The following is an 18,208-nucleotide window of genomic DNA, read 5'->3' as shown; positions in this document are numbered from 1 at the left end:
TCAGCAGTCCCCCGGAAAGCTGTTACCCGCAGGTGCACCGGACTCCGTCCACAGGCCCGATCGGTTTTGTTAGCGGGGATCGGTAGGCTTGATGGGTGAGCAAACAAAGGGCCGGGCTTTTCATCGCGTTTGAGGGCGGCGACGGCGCCGGCAAATCAACGCAGGCTGCCCGGCTTGCAGAAGCCCTGGAATCCCGGGGCCTCACCGTCCTGCGTACCCGTGAACCAGGCGGAACTCCCATCGGCGAAAAACTGCGCTCACTGGTACTGGATCACGGCCACGGCCACATCGATGCCCGCACGGAAGCCCTCATCTTTGCCGCTTCCCGGGCCGCGCACGCCACCCAGGTCATCCGGCCTGCGCTGGAACGCGGCGAGATCGTCCTGACGGACCGTTACATCGACTCGTCGGTCGCCTACCAGGGGGCAGGACGCGGACTGGGCGAGGACGCTGTACGGTCCCTTAATGAGTGGGCCACTTCCGGCCTGCAGCCCCACCTCACCGTCCTGCTGGATGTCGACCCCGCCGTCGGCCGCCGCCGCCGGACAGCCGGCGATGCTGCCGAAGACCGGCTGGAATCTGAAGCTGATGACTTCCATACCCGGATCCGGGATGCCTTCCTGGAGCTGGCCCGCAGCCGTCCGGAGTCCTACCTTGTGCTGCCCGCCCATCACCCGGTCGGTGAACTGGCGGAACAGATTCTCGCGCGGGTGGAAAGCCTTCAGGCCGCGCACCACAGCGTCCCGGCAGATGTTTCCGTCCACGCTCCATCAGTGGGTGGCCACCCGTGACGGTGTGGGACGACCTGCAAGGGCAACCCGCCGTCGTCGAACAACTGCGGCAGGCCTCCAGCGGCGAGGGGCTGACGCACGCGTGGCTTTTTACCGGCCCGCCCGGCTCCGGGCGCTCGAACGCGGCAAAGGCCTTTGCCGCGGCACTGAACTGCGACCAGGACGACGTCAGCCAGCGCGGATGCGGCCACTGCTCCGCCTGCCTGACCATCCTGGGTGAGACCCATTCGGACGTCACGTTCGTCCGGACCGAGAAGGTCACCATCACCATTGACGAAGCCCGGGAACTGGTGGCCACCGCCGGCAACAGGCCCTCGACAGGTCGGTGGCGCATCATCGTGGTGGAGGATGCGGACCGTATGGCCGAACGCACCACCAACGTCCTCCTCAAAGCCATCGAGGAACCCACTCCCCGGACCGTGTGGATGCTGTGCGCCCCGTCCCCGGCGGACGTCCTGGTGACCATCCGTTCGCGCTGCCGCAGCGTGGCTTTGCGGCTGCCGCCTGCCGCTGACGTCGCTGCCCTGCTGGTGAAGCGCGACGGCGTGGATCCGGCGCTCGCTGAGCGTGCCGCCCGGGCGGCGCAGAGCCATGTTGGCATTGCCCGCCGGCTGGCGCGCGACCCCGCTGCCAGGGAGCGCCGGCTGGAAACTGTCCGGTTCCCGCTCGGCCTGCGGGGCGTCACCGCTGCAGTGATGATGGCAGACAAGCTGGTCAAGATCGCCACCGCAGAGGCCAACAGTTCCAATGAGGAACGGGACGCTGCGGAGAAGGCCGCGCTGCTGGCAACATTGGGCGCACCGGAATCCGGGACGCTTCCTCCGGCCATGCGCAGCCAGGTAAAGCAGCTGGAGGACGACCAGAAGAGGCGGGCCAAACGGTCCATCACGGACTCGCTGGACCGGACGCTGACGGATCTTCTGTCCTTCTATCGTGATGTGCTGATTATCCAGCTCGGGAATGCCGTGGAGCTCGTAAACGTTGAGCTCAGGGGTGAATTGGAGGAGTTCGCCCACCGCTCCACGCCGGAGTCAACGCTTTCCCGGATGGATGCCATCAACAAAGCCCGCGAACGCATCACCACCACCAACGTTGCACCGCTGTTGACCATTGAGTCCATGGCAGCCAGCCTGATCTAGTCCTTCAAGGAGACCCGATGACTGCCCGCCCCCTGCCCGTACGCCCGCGATTCGCGGCGGTTGGCGTCCGTGCCCTCGGGGCCATGGTCCTGGCCATGGTCCTGGCGTCCTGCAGCCTCCTGAATGGTGAAGACCGCAGCCAGGAAGCCGCCACTGCCAAGGCCGATCCGTCCATCGTTGCATCTGCACCGGAAGGTCTTGAGGAGTTCTACTCCCAGGAGGTCGTCTGGGAGCCATGCGAGAACGAGTTCCAGTGCGCCGGGGTGACGGTGCCCATGGACTACGGCAACCCCGACGGCGAGACAATCCAGATTGCCGCGCTGCGGGCTCCAAGCACGGGAAAGAAAACGGGCAGCCTCCTGGTCAACCCGGGCGGTCCGGGTGCGTCAGGCTATGACTTCGTCAAGGATGCGGCCGGGACACATTTTTCCCAGGCTGTACGGGATTCCTACGACCTTGTGGGCTTTGACCCCCGGGGCGTGAAACGCTCAGCCCCCGTCACGTGCATGACCGACGCCGAACGGGATGCCGCGAGGGCCAAGATCTACGACCTCGAAACCGATGCCGGACTTGCCGAGGTCCTGGCGGACAACAAGGCGACTGCGGCCCAGTGCGAGGAGCAGACGGGTCCGGTGCTGGGGAACATCGATACGGTCAGTTCCGCAAAGGACGTGGACGTTCTTCGGGCTGTGGTAAATGATCCGAAACTCAACTATCTTGGCTACTCCTACGGCACGTTCCTGGGCTCGACCTACGCTTCGCTGTTCCCCGACAATGTGGGACGAATGGTGCTGGACGGAGCGCTGGACCCCTCCATCAGCAACGAAGAGCTGACCAGCGGGCAGGCCCGTGCCTTCGAGAAGGCAATCCGCGCCTATGTTGCCAGCTGCCAGGGCCAGGACGGATGCCCCCTGAGCGGGAACGTGGATTCCGGTGTCCAGCAGATCCGCGACCTGATCGCCGCGGTCCAGCAGACGCCGCGGACGGCCAAGGACGGGCGGGTGGTGAACGCCACCATGTTCGTCAGCGGCCTGATCACGCCGCTGTACAACGACCAAAGCTGGCCCGCCCTGACCCAGGCCCTTGAAGCGGCAATGACGGGAGACGTCAGCCTCATGCTGCGGCTCGCAGATCTGGGGGCCGACCGCTCTTCCAACGGGACGTATACGTCCAATTCCACCTTCGCCTTCAATGCCATCAACTGCCTTGACTACCCCATGGAGTCCGATACAGCCGCCATGCGTGCGGAGCAGCAGCGCCTGATGCAGGACTCGCCCACCTTCGGGTACTTCTTTGCGTACGGAGGCACCAACTGCGTCGACTGGCCGTACCAGAGCGTGCGCACGCCGTCGCCCGTGGAATACGACGGCGGCTCCCCCATCGTTGTCATCGGCACCACCGGCGACCCCGCCACCCCGGTGGAATGGGCATCATCGCTGCGCAAGCAGCTGGGTAACGCTGCACTCCTCACGTGGGAAGGCGAAGGCCACACCGCCTACGGCCGGTCCAACAGCTGCATCGAGGACGCCGTGGACAGCTACCTGGTAAGCGGCCAGGTTCCCGCTGACAACACGGTGTGCTGAAGGCCTCACCCTGTCCCGGCCGCCCATTTTGACCCGGGCGCTGGGACTCTATTACAGTTGACTCTTGCATGAAGCGCCCGGTTTTGCCGGAGATTCGTGCGGTGCTTCCTTAGCTCAGTCGGTAGAGCGTTTCACTCGTAATGAAAAGGTCATCAGTTCGATTCTGATAGGAAGCTCGGGATAAACCCCGGACAACCCATAGTTTTAGGGGTTTCCGGGGTTTTTCGCTGGTTAAGCGGTTGCAGCGGGCCTACCACCATTTCCTCAGCGCCCAGCCGTTGTTCGCGCCGTCACCGTCCCCGCCATCCTTGCCGCAGCGCAGACAACGTTTATAGATGCCTCCGTCTTCGGTGTGTTCGACGTGCCATTGGTGGCGAATATTCAATTTGCACCGCAGGGCCTGGATCATAGCGGACTCCCATCATTGGTTGCAGCGCCCTATAGCTCCCATGATGGCCCTCCCGTCCCCGCGATAGTAGGGGCCATCGGTGGGACCGCGGGAGCCTGATGCCAGCGGCCTGCCAGACATCCAGGTGACCGCTGAAGACGGCGCTGCCCAGCCCGGCTCCGCATCTGCCTCGAAAGGGCAGGGCTAGACTGGCGGGGTAAGGACGGATTGGGGGATCCAAGGCGGCACAGTGCCGCCGTTCCGCTGGTCGGTCACCGCCAGTGAGACCAAGGATGACCGTGACCTCCTCCAAGGACTTTCCCATTCCGCCATCAGCCCCCAGGCCGCCCAGCGCCAGATTCGTGCCGCCCGCGTGGGCCGCTCCGCCGGCCAATGAACTTCCAGTGGCTGTCCACCTCGGCAAGTTCCTGCACCGCAGCCCTCATATGGTGGTGGCTGTAAGAAGCGCCGAGGTCTACTCCACGGGCTGCTCCTTCAGCCTGTCCTGGATGGGACCCCCAACGATTGCCTTCACCAGCAGTGGCGGCAGCGGAGCAGGCGACGAACTGGCGGGCACCGGCAGCGCCTGGCTCTGGCCCTTGACTCCCGCTGGGCACCTTCGGCTGCTCGCCCAGTGGATGGACTTTGGGCTGGCCGAGAGTTCCGTGGTGCTGGATGGCGGGACACTGCGCGACGCCGCAGCAGGAGTGCAGCAGTTCTGGGCGGAAGGTGGCCAGCCGTGACAGCTCCGGACGCCATCGTCCTGAACCTGGTGTTTGCCGCGATCTTCCTCTATGTCCTGTACGGCGTCATCCGTGCCGGCGTCCGTGACGGCATTGGCCAGGCGGAAGACAGGCGCCGGCAACGTTCGGAGAGCGCGGAATCGGACCCACCGGGGTGAGTACAGGTAGGCAGATCACCGGAGCCTAAGATGTCGAGCATGGAAGACGAGGTTCTGGCAGAGGTCGCCAACCAGCTCTACGCCAAACCGCTGGACGACTTTGTGGCGGCCAGGACCACGGCAGCGAAGGAAGCAGCCGCGTCGGACAAGGAGCTGGGGGCAGCGGTCCGGGCACTGCCCAAGCCCTCGGTTGCCGCCTGGGCGGTGAATATGCTGGCTGTTCATCAACCGGATGTCCTGGCCCAGCTCACGGAACTCGGCGGCAGGATGCGCGCGGCACAGGTGTCGCTGGACGCCGCGTCGCTGCGTGACCTGGGACGTGAGCGCCGCATTTCGCTCGCCGCCGCCGTCGACACCGCCCGTTCGGTGGCCCAGGAACACGGCCGGGCCATCAGCGATCCCATGGCGGGCGAGGTCGAGGAGACACTTCGCGCGCTGACAGCGGATGAGGGAGCAGCAGCGGCCGTGCGGAGCGGGCGCCTGCTCAAGACATTGCAGGCAGACGGCGTAAACGCCGTTGACCTGGCCGGCACCGTGGCGGTCCCTTCGGTCCTGCCGCCCGCCGCCGCGGCTCCCGCCTCTGCGCCAGCGGCCTCCGCTGGCAGGAAGATGCGTACGACGGCGGCAGCGCCGCAACAGCGCAAACCGGACAAGCCGCGGCTTGAGGCAGTCCGGCAGACTCCGCGGCCTGCGTCACCACCCGCGCTGGACAGGGCCCGGGCTGCCCTTGAAGAAGCACAGGCAGCAGAGTGCGGGGCAGCCCGGGTGGCACAGGAGCTGCAGGACCAGGCCGACGACATACGGACCGACATCGCGGAACTCCTCCGGGAGACAGTAGATCTTCGTGCCCGGCTGAGGACCGCTGAAGAGCAGCTGGAGCGCTCGAAGAAAAGGCTGGCGGCCACCGTTGCCGAAGCAAAACAGGCGGTGCGGGCCGCGGACAAAGCCGAGCGGACGGCAGTGCTTGCGCAGGAACGGGTCCTTCGGCTGGGCAACACGCGGGACTGATTCCCGTAATTGTCAGACCCCGGTTGCAGACTGGATTCATGGAAAAGCAACTGGTACAGGAATTTCACGTCACGTACTTCGACGCCGACTGCGGCCGGGCACGGGCTGAGGTCTTTGACACCCTGGCAGAGGCGGAGCGCTTCGCCAGCCGGCACTGCGCCGGGGAGGACAGCTGGGCCGTCGTCGACGCCGTGGCCATAGAGCAGATCCGCACAGCCGCCTAAAACCGTTCCCGCTTAAACGCAAAGCGCCCCGCCTGTACAGAACAGGCAGGGCGGCAGTGCGCGGCTAAAGCCCTGGCGCGGGCGCCGTCTGGCAGTTACGCGAAGTCGGAAACAGCCGGGTCTGCGCCGATGCGGCCTTCGCCCTGGGCCGAGCGGTCAAGGGCGTTGATCGCTTCGATGTCGTCTGCGTCCAGGTTCACCTCAAGCGCCGCGTAGTTTTCCCGGATCCGGGATTCCGTGACGGACTTGGGGATCACCACATTGCCAATGGCGAGGTGCCAGGCGATAACCACCTGGGCAGGTGTGGCGCCGTGCTTGGCGGCAATGGAGGCCACCGCTGCGTCCTCGAGCAGCTCGCCGCCCTGGCCCAGCGGCGACCAGGCCTGGGTCAGGATGCCCTTCGAAGCGCCAAACTCGCGCAGTTCACGCTGGCTGAAGTACGGGTGCAGTTCAATCTGGTGGATGGCCGGGACAACGCCCGTTTCATCGATGAGCCGCTGCAGGCCCTCGGCGGTGAAGTTGGATACGCCGATCGACTTGACCCTGCCGCGCTTCTGGAGCTCGATCAGCGCCTTCCAGGTGTCCAGGTACTTATCCTGCTTGGGCTGCATCCAGTGGATCAGGTACAGGTCCAGCGTCTCGAGCACCAGCCTGTCCATCGACGCCTCGAAGGCTGCCAGGGTGGACTCATAGCCCTGGTCAGCGTTCCAGAGCTTGGTGGTGATGAAGAGCTGCTCCGGGGAGAGGCCGGAGCTGGCGATCGCACGCCCCACGCCTGCCTCGTTGCCGTAGATCTTGGCGGTGTCGATGTGGCGGAAGCCCGCTTCAAACGCCTGCCGGACCACCTTCTCGGCGACGTCGTCCTCAACCTGCCAGACGCCATAGCCAAGCTGGGGAATCGTGTTTCCGTCATTGAACGTCAGTGTAGGTGAAAGAGTCATTCGACCATCCTGCCAAACCCCGGCGCCCGCCAGGAGGGTATTGGCCGGAAGTAAGCCAGGCGCTTAACCGGGAATATCCGCCTGCCGCGGTCCCGGGCCCTCGTCGCTGAGGTGGCGCTCGGCGTCGGCCACCTGCTGGAAAACTGACTCGGCGCGCCGCCGGACGGACGCCGCACCTACCGGGACCGGGCCCACGGCGAGCCGGAGCATGGCGGCCGCCTCCGCCGTGGTGGCCAGCGAGTTTCCGGCCTTGGACAGGGCACGGTGCACTCCGGCCAGGCCAACCGGAATGTCCAGCCCTTCATTCGGTGAACGCCGCTGCGCTTCCATGCACACGAGCCGTACCCTTTCGAGGAGGGCAGCCAGCTCGTTGGCTATCTCGAGCAGTTCACCGTAGAGCTGGTCGTCCTCAACGCCTTCAAGGACCTGGTGGAAGCGGTCCAGTCCCCGCTGGAAGCGGTCGTGGGCGCGGCGCCACAGCCCCTTCCCCAGTTCCGCATCATCCTTGCGCCCCTGCCTGGCGGCGCTGAAAAAGCCCAAGCGCACCCTTACAGGTATTGTCCGGGACCGTGGTCCGGGTCGTCCCGCTGGCCTGGCCGCGCGGAATTGCCGGAGCGCGAACCTGCGGCGGCCCTTTGCGGCTCACCGTTTTCCCCGATGACCACGCCGGGGGCAATCATGGTTCCTGGCGGCAGCTGGCGCAGCTGCATCTGCGCGGCCGCGTGCTCTCGGGCCGCGTGCTGGGCGGCAATGGCCGTCTGGATTCCGTGGAACAACCCCTCGAGCCACCCAACCAGCTGGGCCTGGGCGATGCGCAGTTCAGCGTCCGAGGGAGTGCCGTCGTCGGAGAAGGGAAGGCTGATCCTGTCCAGCTCCTCCACCAGCTCCGGAGCCAGTCCGTCTTCCAGCTCTTTGATGGAGCGCTCGTGGATCTCGGCCAGCCTGCCCCGTGCAGCCTCATCCAGGGGTGCCGACTTCACTTCCTCCAGGAGCTGCCTGATCATTGTTCCGATCCGCATCACTTTGGCCGGCTCATCCACCAGGTCCTGAAGGCTGCTCCCCTTGGGCCTCATGCCCTCAGGAGGGCCGGGGTGGGCGTGCACCGGCGGCTGCCGGTCGTCAATGGGAGTGCCTTCTACCGGGAGGTCCTCAGCTGGCTGAGTGTCTTGTGGATCGCTCATGCGTTCATACTCTCATGAGCGATCCACCCGCGACCCACCGGATGAACCCACCTGACGGTTTGTCCGCTGCAAGCTCAATCAGCAGCACCGGCCCTGCGGATTGCTGTCCTGGCGGTCGGTCCGATCGCGCCAAAACTCCCTCTCCGTGAGCGGCGCTTCCACGTGGCCGGCCGCCCTGTGGTGCTCCAGATACTTGGCGTACGCGTCCGCGCCCAGGACGCCGCCGAAATACCGGGCGACGCCGCGGACGCCCCGCGTCAGCACAGCCAGTCCCGCTGCCATCAGTGGTGGCCACCCCTTTCGAACCTGAGCTCGGCCGGCACCTTGTCCCACTCCGCCATCAGCTCCCGCTCGGCGGGTGTGGGGATAATTCCGGCCGGGGCGAAGACCCTCGATGGAAGGGCAGGGTCCTCGTTGTCCTGGACGGCGGTGCCGTCCGCGCGGTTGCGGAAGGCCCTGGCCGTGGCGAGCAACGCCGTCGCGATCACGATGATGCTGAGCACGACAAAGATCACGGAGAGCCAGCCCTGGATGGCCGTGTTCCGCACGACGGCCTCCATGGCCGCCACGGATTTCGCCGTCCCAAACTCCGTCTTCCCTTCTGCGAGGGCCTTGCTGAACGCCGCGTTGTTGGCGAAGTAGCCCACTGCGGGGGTGGACGAGAAGATTTTCTGGTAGCTCGCGGTGATGGTCACCACGGCAGCGAAGCTGAGCGGCAGGGCAACGATCCACAAGTACTTGAACGTGCCGCGCTTTGCCACGATGGCAAGGCACACGGAAAGCGCGATTGCGGCCAGCAGCTGGTTTGCGATGCCGAACAGCGGGAACAGCGTGTTGATGCCGCCCAGCGGGTCGGTGACGCCCATCAGCAGCACCGCGCCCCAGGCTCCCACCATGATGGCGGTGCAGAGCCAGGCGCCGGGCCGCCAGGAGTGCTCCTTGAACTTGGGGACAAAGTTTCCGATCGAGTCCTGCAGCATGAAGCGGGCAACACGGGTGCCGGCGTCCACAGCGGTCAGGATGAAGAGGGCTTCGAACATGATGGCGAAGTGGTACCAGAAGGCCATCATGGCGGTACCGCCAATGAACTGCTGCATGATGTGCGCGAGGCCCACGGCAAGGGTGGGAGCACCGCCGGTGCGGGAAACGATGCTTTCCTCACCCACATTGGCTGCTGTCTGGGACAGGAACTCCGGGGTGATGTTCACTCCGGCCAGGCCAAGGCTGTTGACCCAGGTGGCTGCTGTTTCCACCGTTCCGCCGGTCAGCGCGGCCGGCGAGTTCATGGCGAAGTAGAGTCCACGGTCGATGGAGATGGCGGCCACCAGGGCCATGATGGCCACGAATGACTCCATCAGCATGCCGCCGTAGCCAATGAACCGGGTCTGGCGTTCCTTCTCCACGAGCTTCGGGGTGGTGCCGGACGAGATCAGGGCGTGGAAGCCGGAGAGGGCACCGCAGGCGATGGTGACGAACAGGAACGGGAACAGGGCCCCCGGGAACACGGGTCCGTTGTCCCTGCTGGCGAATTCGCTGAAGGCGGGAACGGTAATTTCCGGGCGGACCACGATGATGGCCAGCGCGAGCATCACGATGACGCCGATCTTCATGAACGTTGAAAGGTAGTCCCGGGGTGCCAGGAGCAGCCACACGGGCAGGATGGCGGCAATGAAGCCGTAGACAATGAGCCCCCACGCGATGGTGACCTTGTCCAGGCTGAAGATGTCGGCGCCCCACGGGGTTTCGGCCACGATGCCGCCGCCGACGATGGCCGCCATCAGTAGGACGAACCCAATCAGAGACACTTCCATGACCTTGCCGGGCCGGAGGTAGCGGAGGTAGACGCCCATGAACAGGGCGATGGGGATGGTCAAACCCACGGAGAAGACACCCCACGGGCTTTCGCCCAGGGCATTGACGACGACGAGCGCGAGGATGGCGACGATGATCACCATGATCAGCAGGGTGGCTATGAGGGCCGCTGTGCCGCCGATGACGCCGAGCTCCTCGCGTGCCATCTGTCCCAGGGACCTGCCGCCGCGCCGCATGGAGAAGAACATCACCAGGTAGTCCTGGACAGCGCCGGCAAGGACGACGCCGATAATGATCCAGATCGTGCCGGGCAGGTAGCCCATCTGGGCTGCAATGACCGGACCCACCAGCGGTCCGGCGCCGGCGATGGCGGCGAAGTGGTGGCCGAACAGGACATTGCGGTCAGTCCGGACGTAGTCCTTGCCATCGGCCTTGTACTCGGCCGGGGTGGCACGGCGGTCGTCAGGCCGGGTGATGTAGCGCTCGATGACCTTGGAGTAGAAGCGGTAGCCGATGAGGTAGGTGCACACCGAGGCAAACACGAACCAGATGGCGTTGACGGTCTCACCGCGGATGATGGCCAGCATGAACCAGGCCAGGCCGCCCAGCAGGGCGATGCCGGCCCACAGCGCAATCTTCCCCGGCGTCCATTTTCGCTCTTCTGCCTCGCGGACCTCCTCATCAATGGCTGTCGGGGGCAGGGCCGGGTCGGTGGCCACCACGCCCCTTTCCCCGGATGCATTCCTCCGTTGATCAGGCGTTTCGGCCATGTCTCCTCCTTGAGATTGTTTCGCTTCTGCTGTGACGCACCCTACCAACCCGCAGCCCCATTTCCAGGGGCGTTCTGCCAGGTGGCGCAGAAACGTGCGGTGAGCGGAGGGGAAGCGGCGACGAACGACGGATCAGCTTTGCGTCCCGGCCGCACCAACGCAGCGAAGGCCTCCGTCCGAACAGCTCGGGCGGAGGCCTTGGCTCATGGGAAAAGCGTAAAGCTGCTCCTCAGGCGTGTGAGTAGGTAAGGCAGTCGGCGTTGTCCGCCCCGGGACCGACATGCACCTCGGCGGCCTTGCACATCAGGTGGTCGTTGTGGACGCATTCAGAGCGCTGGCAGGCTCCGACGTCGGCAAGGACTTTGGGCAGTCCGCCGTGCATGCCCGTGTCGATAAAGGTGGCGCAGTGCGCGTGGTTTTCGGCACCGCCCACAGTGATGGCGGCAGCATTGCAGTTGGTGTGATCGTTAAAGGAACAGTTCGTTACGCTGCAGTCGGCCACGTGGGTTGCCATGAGCTTCCTCCAAGTTCCACCGCCCGGCCGGGCGGCTCCTGCACCCCACGCTAAACCTGTCCACTGCATTCAAAAAGACCCAATTGTGTTGCCTATTTCCCCTGCGCCTGCTGGATCATCCTCGCCTCGCACAGGTCCAGCCAGCGGACCTCCGCCTCGGTCTGGAAAATCAGGGAATCCAGGACCAGAAGCCACGCCGTATCAACGCTCCGCTGGCTCGAAGCCGTGTCCCGGCGGGCCTTGGTGTAGTCCTGCAGCGCTTGGACGGAGGCCATCCGCTGGCCCTGGATGATGGCCTGGATGTCGACGCCGGGCACGGTGACAGCGAGCGCCAGCTTGATGGCCAGCTCATTGCGCGGCGGGTTGTTCCGCTCCACAGGCGCCGCGAACCACTCCCGGATCTCCGCCCTGCCGGCTGCCGTAATGCTGTACACCACGTGCCCGTTCCCGTCGTCGCCGTCCCTGGCCACCAAAGCGCCGCGTTCCAGCCGGTCCAGGGTGGTGTACACCTGCCCAATGTTCAGCGGCCAGGTGCTGCCGGTGCGGTTCTCGAACTCGGCCCGCAACTGGTAGCCGTAGCGCGGCTGGTCCTGCAGCAGTGCGAGGAGGCTATGGCGGATGGACATGCTGTTCCTTGTGCTCGGCGGGCAACGGTCTGCGGGGCGGAGCATTTACATAAGAAGCAGGATCTTGCCTACGTGGTCTCCCGTGTCGAAGTACCGGTGGGCCGCACGCACCTGGTCGAGCGGGAAGGTCTTTGCCACCAGCGGCCGCACCCGTCCGTCACTGACCATCGGCCACACGGCATCGCGGACGGCGTTCATGATGGCACCCTTTTCCTCCACGGGCCGCGGGCGCAGGGCCGTGGCCACCACGGCGGCCCGCTTTTGCAGCAGCTGCCCCAGGTCGAGCTCACCTTTGGTGCCGCCCTGCAGTCCGATGACGATCAGCCGTCCATAGTCGGCGAGCGCGTCCACGTTCTGTTTGAGGTACTTGGCTCCGACGACGTCGAGGATGACGTCCGCGCCTTTGCCTCCGTTCTGGCGGCGGAGGCTCTCGGGAAAATCCTCTTCGGCGTAGTTGATGGCAATGTCCGCACCCAGGAAGGCCTTTGCCGTGCTCACTTTCTCATCAGAGCCCGCGGTGGTGGCAACCCTGGCGCCGAGCGCCTTGGCCAGCTGGATGGCCATGGTGCCGATCCCGCCGGTGGCCCCGTGGATCAGGACAGTTTCACCCTCCTGAAGCTGGGCGGTCATGACCAGGTTGGAGTAGACAGTGGCGGCAACTTCGGGAAGGGCTGCTGCGGTCACGAGGTCCACGCCGTCGGGCACCCGCAGGACCTGTTCGGCCCGGACGGCCACCTGTTGGGCGTAGCCGCCCCCGGGCAGCAGCGCCACCACTTTGTCCCCAAGGGAAAACGCCTTCGTGACACCGGGACCGAACCCGGCGATCCGGCCGGATACCTCAAGGCCGGGAATGTCCGAGGCTCCCGGCGGGGGCGGGTAGAAACCCCTGCGCTGCTGCACGTCCGCCCGGTTGAGGCCGGCCGCGACGACGTCGATCAGCACCTCTCCGGTACCGGGTACCGGGGCCTCGACCTCGCGGACCTCCAGCACTTCCGGGCCGCCCGGCTCCGAAATGTAGACGGCTTTCATGGAACACTCCCGTTTCTGACTGAATACTGCGTGCAACCAGTGTGCACCGGACACCTTCCGGACTCTGTTTTGTTGCAGGCAAGTGCCTATGAAACACTACTTGTTGAGGAAGGTTGTCCGAGCGGCCGAAGGAGCTAGTCTTGAAAACTAGTGTGCGGTAACCCCGTACCAAGAGTTCGAATCTCTTACCTTCCGCGAAAAGGACCCCTGTCCGCCAGCATGCCTGGCAGGCAGGGGTCCTTCGTTTAACCTGCGGCAGGCGCCGCCGGTCCTGACGTGGGCCGCCATGACGGGGAACCGGTGCCAGCACGTAAATTGTCCTGGCAAATTTCGGCAGTCCCCTTCCAGCAAAGCTACCGGCCGGTATCCTTTGTGATAGTCGGCACACTGGGGTAGATGCCGGCCACCACATACCGCCAACAGCATCACCGGAACCGGGGCTACTGGGGCTCCCGGCCGGTAGGTGGCCCGTTCCGCTGGGGAGCGTCCCGCCGAATGCACGCGCTATCAACCCTGCGTTCATTCAGCGCTGTTGTGATGTGCCGGATACCACTTGACCAGGAGCAGGATCCGGGCCCCTGTCCGTCGGTACAACCCGGACATCTTCCATCGGGTCCCCACCGGGACACCCCTATGAAAGTAAGAGCGGATGCATCACACACCTTGGAAACTAGCGCTGGGGACAGCGTTGTCAGCGGGGCTGCTGGCTCCCCTGGCAGCATTTCCCGCAGTTGCGGACACTACAGCCGCGGAGGTCTCACCCGCGGCAGGTACATCCCCCGTTGTCATCAACGAGGCCTACCTCAGCGGCGGCAGCACGGGCGCCGCCTACAAGAACCGGTTCCTGGAGCTTTACAACTCCTCGGACGCCCCGGTGCGGCTGGACGGCTGGTCAGTCCAGTACCGTTCCGCAACCGGGCTCGCAGCCCCCACCACCGTGGCACCCCTCACCGGCACCATCGCGGCAAAGGGTCATTACCTGATCCAGGGTGCCAGCAACGGAACCAACGGCGCCGCCCTCCCCACCCCGGACCTCGTGGCGGGCGGCCTGAACTTCAGCGGCACATCCGGCACCATCGTGCTCGCCAAGCAGCCCACCGCCGTCGCGCTTTCCACCGGTTCCCAGGTGGAGCCCGCAGGCGTTGCGGACCTGCTGGGCTACGGCTCCTCCAACACCTTCGAGACCGCAGCAGCTGCAGGCCCTGCGGGTACGGGCGACGCCAGGAGCCTGAACCGCAGCGGCGGCGCGGACAGCAACAGCAACGCCGCCGACTTCAGCCTCAGCACCACAATCAGTCCAACCCCAAGCGGCTCCACTGCCCCCGGGCCCGATCCCAGTCCGGCCCCCACCCCGGATCCGGCCCCCGTGCCGTCCAGCACGTCGATTGCCGAGATCCAGGGCACGGGTGCGCAAAGCCCCCTCACCGGATCAACAGTGACCACCACCGGAAAGGTCACCGCAGTCTTCCCCACCGGCGGCCTTAACGGCTACTACCTGCAGACACCGGGAACCGGCGGCGACCTGACGGCAACCAACCATGCCGCGTCGGACGGAATCTTCGTCTACTCCCCCGCCACGGTGGCATCGGTCCAGGCCGGAGACCACGTGCAGGTGACCGGTGCCGTGGCGGAGTACTACGGGATGACCCAGCTGAACGTCACCGCAGCGGCCGGACTCACCAAGCTGGCCGAGGCCGCGCCGGAGGTCAAGGCCACACCGTTCACGCTGCCCGCCGGCGAAACCTTCCGCGAATCCCTCGAAGGCATGCTCCTGGCACCCCAGGGGCCGCTGACCGTCACGGACAACTACTCCCTGAACCAGTACGGCGAGATCGGCCTCGCCGGCGGAACAACGCCGCTGGTCCAGCCCACCGCCGTCGCTCCCTACGGCTCCGCCGGGTACACCGCGACGGTGGCGGACAACGCCGCCCGCGGGATCAAGCTCGACGACGGCTCCAGCACCAACTTCCTCAAGGACCCCACCACGAAGGCGCAGGTCCTCCCCTACCTGACCACGGCGGACCCGGTACGGGTGGGCGCCCCCGCCACCTTCACCACCAATGTGGTGCTGGGATACGGCAACAATGCCTGGAAACTCCAGCCGCTGACCCACCTCACGGATACGAACAAGGCCTCTGTCCAGCCCGCAACCTTTGGGGCCACCAGGACGGACGCTCCCGCAGCGGTGGGCGGCAACCTCAAGATCGCCTCCTTCAACGTGCTCAACTACTTCCCCACCACAGGGGACACCCTGACCGGCTGCACCTACTACGAGGACAGGGCCGGCAACCCGATCACGGTCCGCGGCGGGTGCGATGCGCGCGGGGCTGCCAACGCGGAGAACTTCAACCGGCAGCAGGACAAGATCGTTGCCGCCATCTCCAAGGCCGGCGCCGATGTTGTCACGCTGATGGAGATCGAAAACTCGGCACAGTTCGGCAAGAACCGGGACGACGCCCTGGCCAAGCTGGTGGACGCCCTGAACATCGAGACGCCGGGCATCTGGGATTACGTCCGCTCGCCTGCCAACGCGCCGCCGCTGAGCGACGAGGACATGATCCGCACCGCCTTCATCTACAAGAAGGCCGTTGCGGAGCCCGTGGGTGAATCCATCATCCACAACGACACCGTGGCGTTCTCCAACGCCCGCAAGCCGCTGGCCCAGGTGTTCAAGCCCGTGGGTGGCGGTGCGGGGACAGAGTTCATCGCCATCGCAAACCACTTCAAGTCCAAAGGCTCCGCTGCCACGCCCGAGGACACGGACCAGGGGCAGGGCGCATCAAACCTGGCGCGCACAGCCCAGGCGAAGTCCCTGCTGGAGTTCACCAAGTCCCTGCAGCAGTCCAAGGGCACGGACAAGGTGTTCCTGATCGGCGACTTCAACGCTTATGCCAAGGAAGACCCCATCAGCGTCTTCACCGCTGAGGGCTACGTCAACCAGGACGAGAAAGCCCGCAACGCCGGCGGCACCGCCAAGCACTCCTACCTCTTCGGCGGCATGGTGGGCTCGCTGGACCACATCCTGGCCTCCCCCGCCGCCAATGCGGTGGTCACCGGGGCTGACATCTGGAATATCAACTCGGTTGAGTCCGTGGCACTGGAATACAGCCGCTACAACAACAACGTCACCAACTACTACGCACCGGACCAGTTCCGCGCCAGCGACCACGATCCCGTGGTGGTGGGCCTGGACCTGCAGTCTGCTCCCGCCGCCGTTGACCTGAACTTCCTGGGCATCAACGACTTCCACGGCAGGATCGACACCAACACGGTCCTGTTCGCGGGCACCATCGAGAAACTCCGCGCAGCGGCCGCCCCCGGCGCCACCGCCTTCCTCTCAGCCGGCGACAACATCGGCGCGTCGCTGTTTGCCTCCGCGGTCGCCAAGGACCAGCCCACCATCGATGTGCTGAACGCCCTGGAGCTTCGGGCCTCGGCCGTGGGCAACCACGAGTTCGACGGCGGCTGGGCCGACCTGCAGGACCGCGTCATCGCCGGGGGCACCAACGCCAGGTTCCCCTACCTGGGTGCGAACGTGTACAAGAAGGGCACCACCGAGCCGGCCCTGCCGGAGTTCACCGTCCTGGACATGAACGGCATCAAGGTGGCCGTCGTCGGCACGGTCACGCAGGAAGTTCCTTCCCTGGTGACCCCCGCCGGGATTGCCGACCTTGAGTTTGGCGATCCCGTGGACGCCATCAACCGGGCGGCCGCACGGATCACCGCGGAGAACCTGGCCGACGTCATCATCGTGGAAAACCACGACGGCGCCGGTTCGGGAACGGTGGAAGGCTCCACCCTGGCGGAGGAAGTGGCGGCCGGCGGCCCGTTCGCGAAGCTGGTCACCGAAACATCCCCGGACGTTGACGCCATCTTCACCGGGCACACCCACAAGGAATACGCGTGGGACGCACCGGTTCCCGGCATGGAGGGCAAGACCCGGCCGATTGTCCAGACGGGCAACTACGGCGAGAACGTGGGGCAGATCCAGCTCACCGTGGACACCGCCACCAAGCAAGTGACCGCGTACAAGGCCGGAAACGTGAAGCGCACCACGGATCCTGCCGCAGACCTGGTCGCCGCCTACCCGCGCGTGGCCGCCGTCGACGCGATCGTGAAGAAGGCACTGGCGGATGCCGCCGTCGTCGGCAACCAGCCCGTTGGTGCTGTCACGGCGGACATCACCACAGCATTCACCACGGACGCCGCCGGCGTGGCAAAACGTGATGACCGCAGCAGCGAATCCACGCTGGGCAACCTGGTGGCGGACTCGCTGCTCAACTCGTTGCAGCCGGCCGAACTGGGCGGTGCTGAGATCGGTGTGGTCAATGCCGGCGGCTTGCGGAACGAGCTCTACTACGCCCCGGACGGCACCATTACCTACGCCGAAGCCAATGCGGTGCTCCCGTTCGTCAACAACCTGTGGACCACGTCCCTGACCGGTGCACAGTTCAAGACGCTGCTGGAGCAGCAATGGCAGACCAACCCGGACGGCACGGTTCCCAGCCGTGCCTACATCCAGCTGGGCCTGTCCGAGAACGTGAACTACACCTACGACGCCGCACGGCCCGCCGGTGACCGCATCACCTCCGTCCGCGTGAACGGGGCTGCGCTCGATCCGGCCAGGTCCTACCGGGTGGGCACCTTCAGCTTCCTGGCAACCGGGGGCGATAACTTCCGCGTTTTCACCGAAGGTGCCAACACCAAAGACTCGGGGCTGGTGGACCGTGACGCGTGGATCGGCTACCTGCAGGACAGCAGCCCGGTTTCGCCCGATTTCGCCCGGCGATCGGTGGCCGTCACGAACACCACCGCCAGTGAGGTCAAGCCCGGCGAAACGGTCAGCCTCACGGTCTCCAAGCTGGACCTGACCTCCCTGGGCAGCCCGGTCAACAAGACCCTCACGGCAGTGTTCACGGACACCGCCGGGGTTGTGACCGAGCTCGGGTCCGTGCCGGTCACAGCCGGTTCCGCAACAGTGAACCTGGCCGTCCCCTCAAGTGCCGCTGCCGGGCCGGGAACATTGGTCCTCACCGCGGCGGAATCGGGCACGAGGGTCACGGTAGGGGTCAAGGTGGCAGCAGCCGACCCCGCCGGACCGGTTTGCACGGCCCCGGTCAAGCCGGCACGGCCTGCGGACCTGGCCGGCCAGCTGAACTACGGCCAGGCCATGGCTGCCTACCGGGCCTGCCTGCGCGGCTGACGCCCCGCCTGAAGGTGTGAAAGGTCCGGAAATCCACGGACGCTCTCTCACTTAAGGCGCCATTTCCCCAGATGCTCTCTCACTCGTGAGAGAGCATC

17 protein-coding genes and 2 tRNA genes are annotated in these 18,208 nt (G+C 65.6%); 11 read left to right on the top strand and 8 right to left on the bottom strand.

The genetic code is table 11. The annotated features are described in order from the left end of the window. The first annotated feature begins 95 nt into the window (after positions 1–95). The 9 genes from tmk (at position 96) to IEX43_RS13005 (ending at position 6,034) form a co-directional block, all read left to right on the top strand. Positions 96–791 (top strand): dTMP kinase, encoded by a 696-nt coding sequence (gene tmk / locus IEX43_RS13045; RefSeq protein ID WP_188811635.1) that lies wholly within the window; start codon positions 96–98, stop codon positions 789–791. Beyond that, positions 788–1,930 carry a DNA polymerase III subunit delta' gene (locus IEX43_RS13040; protein WP_188811632.1) on the top strand — a complete coding sequence of 381 codons (1,143 nt, stop codon included), beginning with the start codon at positions 788–790 and terminating at the stop codon, positions 1,928–1,930. Before tmk ends, IEX43_RS13040 begins: the two co-directional genes overlap by 4 nt. Positions 1,931–1,947: 17 nt before the next feature. Then, a complete protein-coding gene (locus IEX43_RS13035) occupies positions 1,948–3,513 on the top strand; it encodes an alpha/beta hydrolase (RefSeq protein ID WP_188811630.1) in 1,566 nt (521 codons plus the stop codon). A gap of 103 nt (positions 3,514–3,616) precedes the next feature. Next, positions 3,617–3,689 (top strand) — tRNA-Thr (locus IEX43_RS13030). Positions 3,690–4,151: 462 nt separating this feature from the next. Further along, positions 4,152–4,298 (top strand): hypothetical protein, encoded by a 147-nt coding sequence (locus IEX43_RS13025; RefSeq protein ID WP_188811628.1) that lies wholly within the window; start codon positions 4,152–4,154, stop codon positions 4,296–4,298. Positions 4,299–4,305: 7 nt separating this feature from the next. Beyond that, entirely contained in the window at positions 4,306–4,644 is a 339-nt protein-coding gene (locus IEX43_RS13020; protein ID WP_229666451.1) for a hypothetical protein, read from the top strand. Further along, positions 4,641–4,802: a hypothetical protein gene (locus tag IEX43_RS13015; protein ID WP_188811626.1), complete on the top strand. Its 162-nt coding sequence runs from the start codon at positions 4,641–4,643 to the stop codon at positions 4,800–4,802. The genes IEX43_RS13020 and IEX43_RS13015 overlap by 4 nt, the downstream gene beginning before the upstream one ends. A gap of 39 nt (positions 4,803–4,841) precedes the next feature. After that, positions 4,842–5,810 (top strand): hypothetical protein, encoded by a 969-nt coding sequence (locus tag IEX43_RS13010; protein ID WP_188811624.1) that lies wholly within the window; start codon positions 4,842–4,844, stop codon positions 5,808–5,810. A gap of 38 nt (positions 5,811–5,848) precedes the next feature. After that, on the top strand, positions 5,849–6,034 hold the full coding sequence (locus tag IEX43_RS13005) for a hypothetical protein (RefSeq protein WP_188811622.1): 186 nt from the start codon (positions 5,849–5,851) through the stop codon (positions 6,032–6,034). Positions 6,035–6,129: 95 nt separating this feature from the next. Here the strand turns inward: IEX43_RS13005 and IEX43_RS13000 are convergent, their stop codons facing one another. From IEX43_RS13000 to IEX43_RS12965, 8 genes are all read right to left on the bottom strand, one after another. Then, positions 6,130–6,975 carry an aldo/keto reductase gene (locus IEX43_RS13000; RefSeq protein WP_188811620.1) on the bottom strand — a complete coding sequence of 282 codons (846 nt, stop codon included), beginning with the start codon at positions 6,973–6,975 and terminating at the stop codon, positions 6,130–6,132. Between the two features lie 63 nt (positions 6,976–7,038). Beyond that, positions 7,039–7,515: a hypothetical protein gene (locus IEX43_RS12995; RefSeq protein WP_188811618.1), complete on the bottom strand. Its 477-nt coding sequence runs from the start codon at positions 7,513–7,515 to the stop codon at positions 7,039–7,041. 8 nt (positions 7,516–7,523) lie between these two features. Further along, complete coding sequence (locus IEX43_RS12990; protein ID WP_188811616.1) at positions 7,524–8,156, bottom strand: bacterial proteasome activator family protein; 633 nt, start codon at positions 8,154–8,156, stop codon at positions 7,524–7,526. A 78-nt stretch (positions 8,157–8,234) separates the two neighbouring features. Next, the gene (locus IEX43_RS12985) at positions 8,235–8,438 is read right to left on the bottom strand and encodes a YbdD/YjiX family protein (protein ID WP_188811614.1); all 204 of its coding nucleotides are present in this window, start codon (positions 8,436–8,438) and stop codon (positions 8,235–8,237) included. Next, positions 8,438–10,738: a carbon starvation CstA family protein gene (locus tag IEX43_RS12980; RefSeq protein WP_188811612.1), complete on the bottom strand. Its 2,301-nt coding sequence runs from the start codon at positions 10,736–10,738 to the stop codon at positions 8,438–8,440. The genes IEX43_RS12985 and IEX43_RS12980 overlap by 1 nt, the downstream gene beginning before the upstream one ends. A gap of 229 nt (positions 10,739–10,967) precedes the next feature. Then, positions 10,968–11,252, bottom strand: a complete 285-nt coding sequence (locus IEX43_RS12975) for a DUF1540 domain-containing protein (RefSeq protein ID WP_104189059.1) — start codon at positions 11,250–11,252, stop codon at positions 10,968–10,970. Between the two features lie 92 nt (positions 11,253–11,344). Continuing rightward, positions 11,345–11,878, bottom strand: coding sequence for a PadR family transcriptional regulator (locus tag IEX43_RS12970; protein ID WP_188811610.1), 534 nt, complete (start codon positions 11,876–11,878; stop codon positions 11,345–11,347). A 45-nt stretch (positions 11,879–11,923) separates the two neighbouring features. Then, a complete protein-coding gene (locus IEX43_RS12965; RefSeq protein ID WP_188811608.1) occupies positions 11,924–12,907 on the bottom strand; it encodes an NAD(P)H-quinone oxidoreductase in 984 nt (327 codons plus the stop codon). Positions 12,908–13,014: 107 nt separating this feature from the next. Here IEX43_RS12965 and IEX43_RS12960 point away from each other — a divergent pair. Continuing rightward, positions 13,015–13,102 (top strand) — tRNA-Ser (locus tag IEX43_RS12960). Positions 13,103–13,556: 454 nt separating this feature from the next. Then, complete coding sequence (locus IEX43_RS12955; RefSeq protein WP_188811606.1) at positions 13,557–18,110, top strand: ExeM/NucH family extracellular endonuclease; 4,554 nt, start codon at positions 13,557–13,559, stop codon at positions 18,108–18,110. Positions 18,111–18,208: the final 98 nt, after the last annotated feature.

The organism is Pseudarthrobacter polychromogenes, from assembly GCF_014644495.1.
Classification (GTDB): Bacteria; Actinomycetota; Actinomycetes; order Actinomycetales; family Micrococcaceae; genus Arthrobacter; species Arthrobacter polychromogenes.
The sequence above is the reverse complement of the archived record's forward strand: the minus strand, read 5'-3'. Positions and strand labels throughout refer to the sequence as shown.

What these genes read in the sequence shown, in the direction of transcription:
- IEX43_RS13035 (WP_188811630.1), top strand. Translation starts at nt 1,948, where the DNA reads ATGACTGCCCGCCCCCTGCCCGTACGCCCGCGATTCGCGGCGGTTGGC.
- IEX43_RS13010 (WP_188811624.1), top strand. Translation starts at nt 4,842, where the DNA reads ATGGAAGACGAGGTTCTGGCAGAGGTCGCCAACCAGCTCTACGCCAAA.
- IEX43_RS13005 (WP_188811622.1), top strand. Translation starts at nt 5,849, where the DNA reads ATGGAAAAGCAACTGGTACAGGAATTTCACGTCACGTACTTCGACGCC.
- IEX43_RS13000 (WP_188811620.1), bottom strand. Translation starts at nt 6,975, where the DNA reads ATGACTCTTTCACCTACACTGACGTTCAATGACGGAAACACGATTCCC.
- IEX43_RS12990 (WP_188811616.1), bottom strand. Translation starts at nt 8,156, where the DNA reads ATGAGCGATCCACAAGACACTCAGCCAGCTGAGGACCTCCCGGTAGAA.
- IEX43_RS12985 (WP_188811614.1), bottom strand. Translation starts at nt 8,438, where the DNA reads ATGGCAGCGGGACTGGCTGTGCTGACGCGGGGCGTCCGCGGCGTCGCC.
- IEX43_RS12980 (WP_188811612.1), bottom strand. Translation starts at nt 10,738, where the DNA reads ATGGCCGAAACGCCTGATCAACGGAGGAATGCATCCGGGGAAAGGGGC.
- IEX43_RS12975 (WP_104189059.1), bottom strand. Translation starts at nt 11,252, where the DNA reads ATGGCAACCCACGTGGCCGACTGCAGCGTAACGAACTGTTCCTTTAAC.
- IEX43_RS12970 (WP_188811610.1), bottom strand. Translation starts at nt 11,878, where the DNA reads ATGTCCATCCGCCATAGCCTCCTCGCACTGCTGCAGGACCAGCCGCGC.
- IEX43_RS12965 (WP_188811608.1), bottom strand. Translation starts at nt 12,907, where the DNA reads ATGAAAGCCGTCTACATTTCGGAGCCGGGCGGCCCGGAAGTGCTGGAG.
- IEX43_RS12955 (WP_188811606.1), top strand. Translation starts at nt 13,557, where the DNA reads ATGCATCACACACCTTGGAAACTAGCGCTGGGGACAGCGTTGTCAGCG.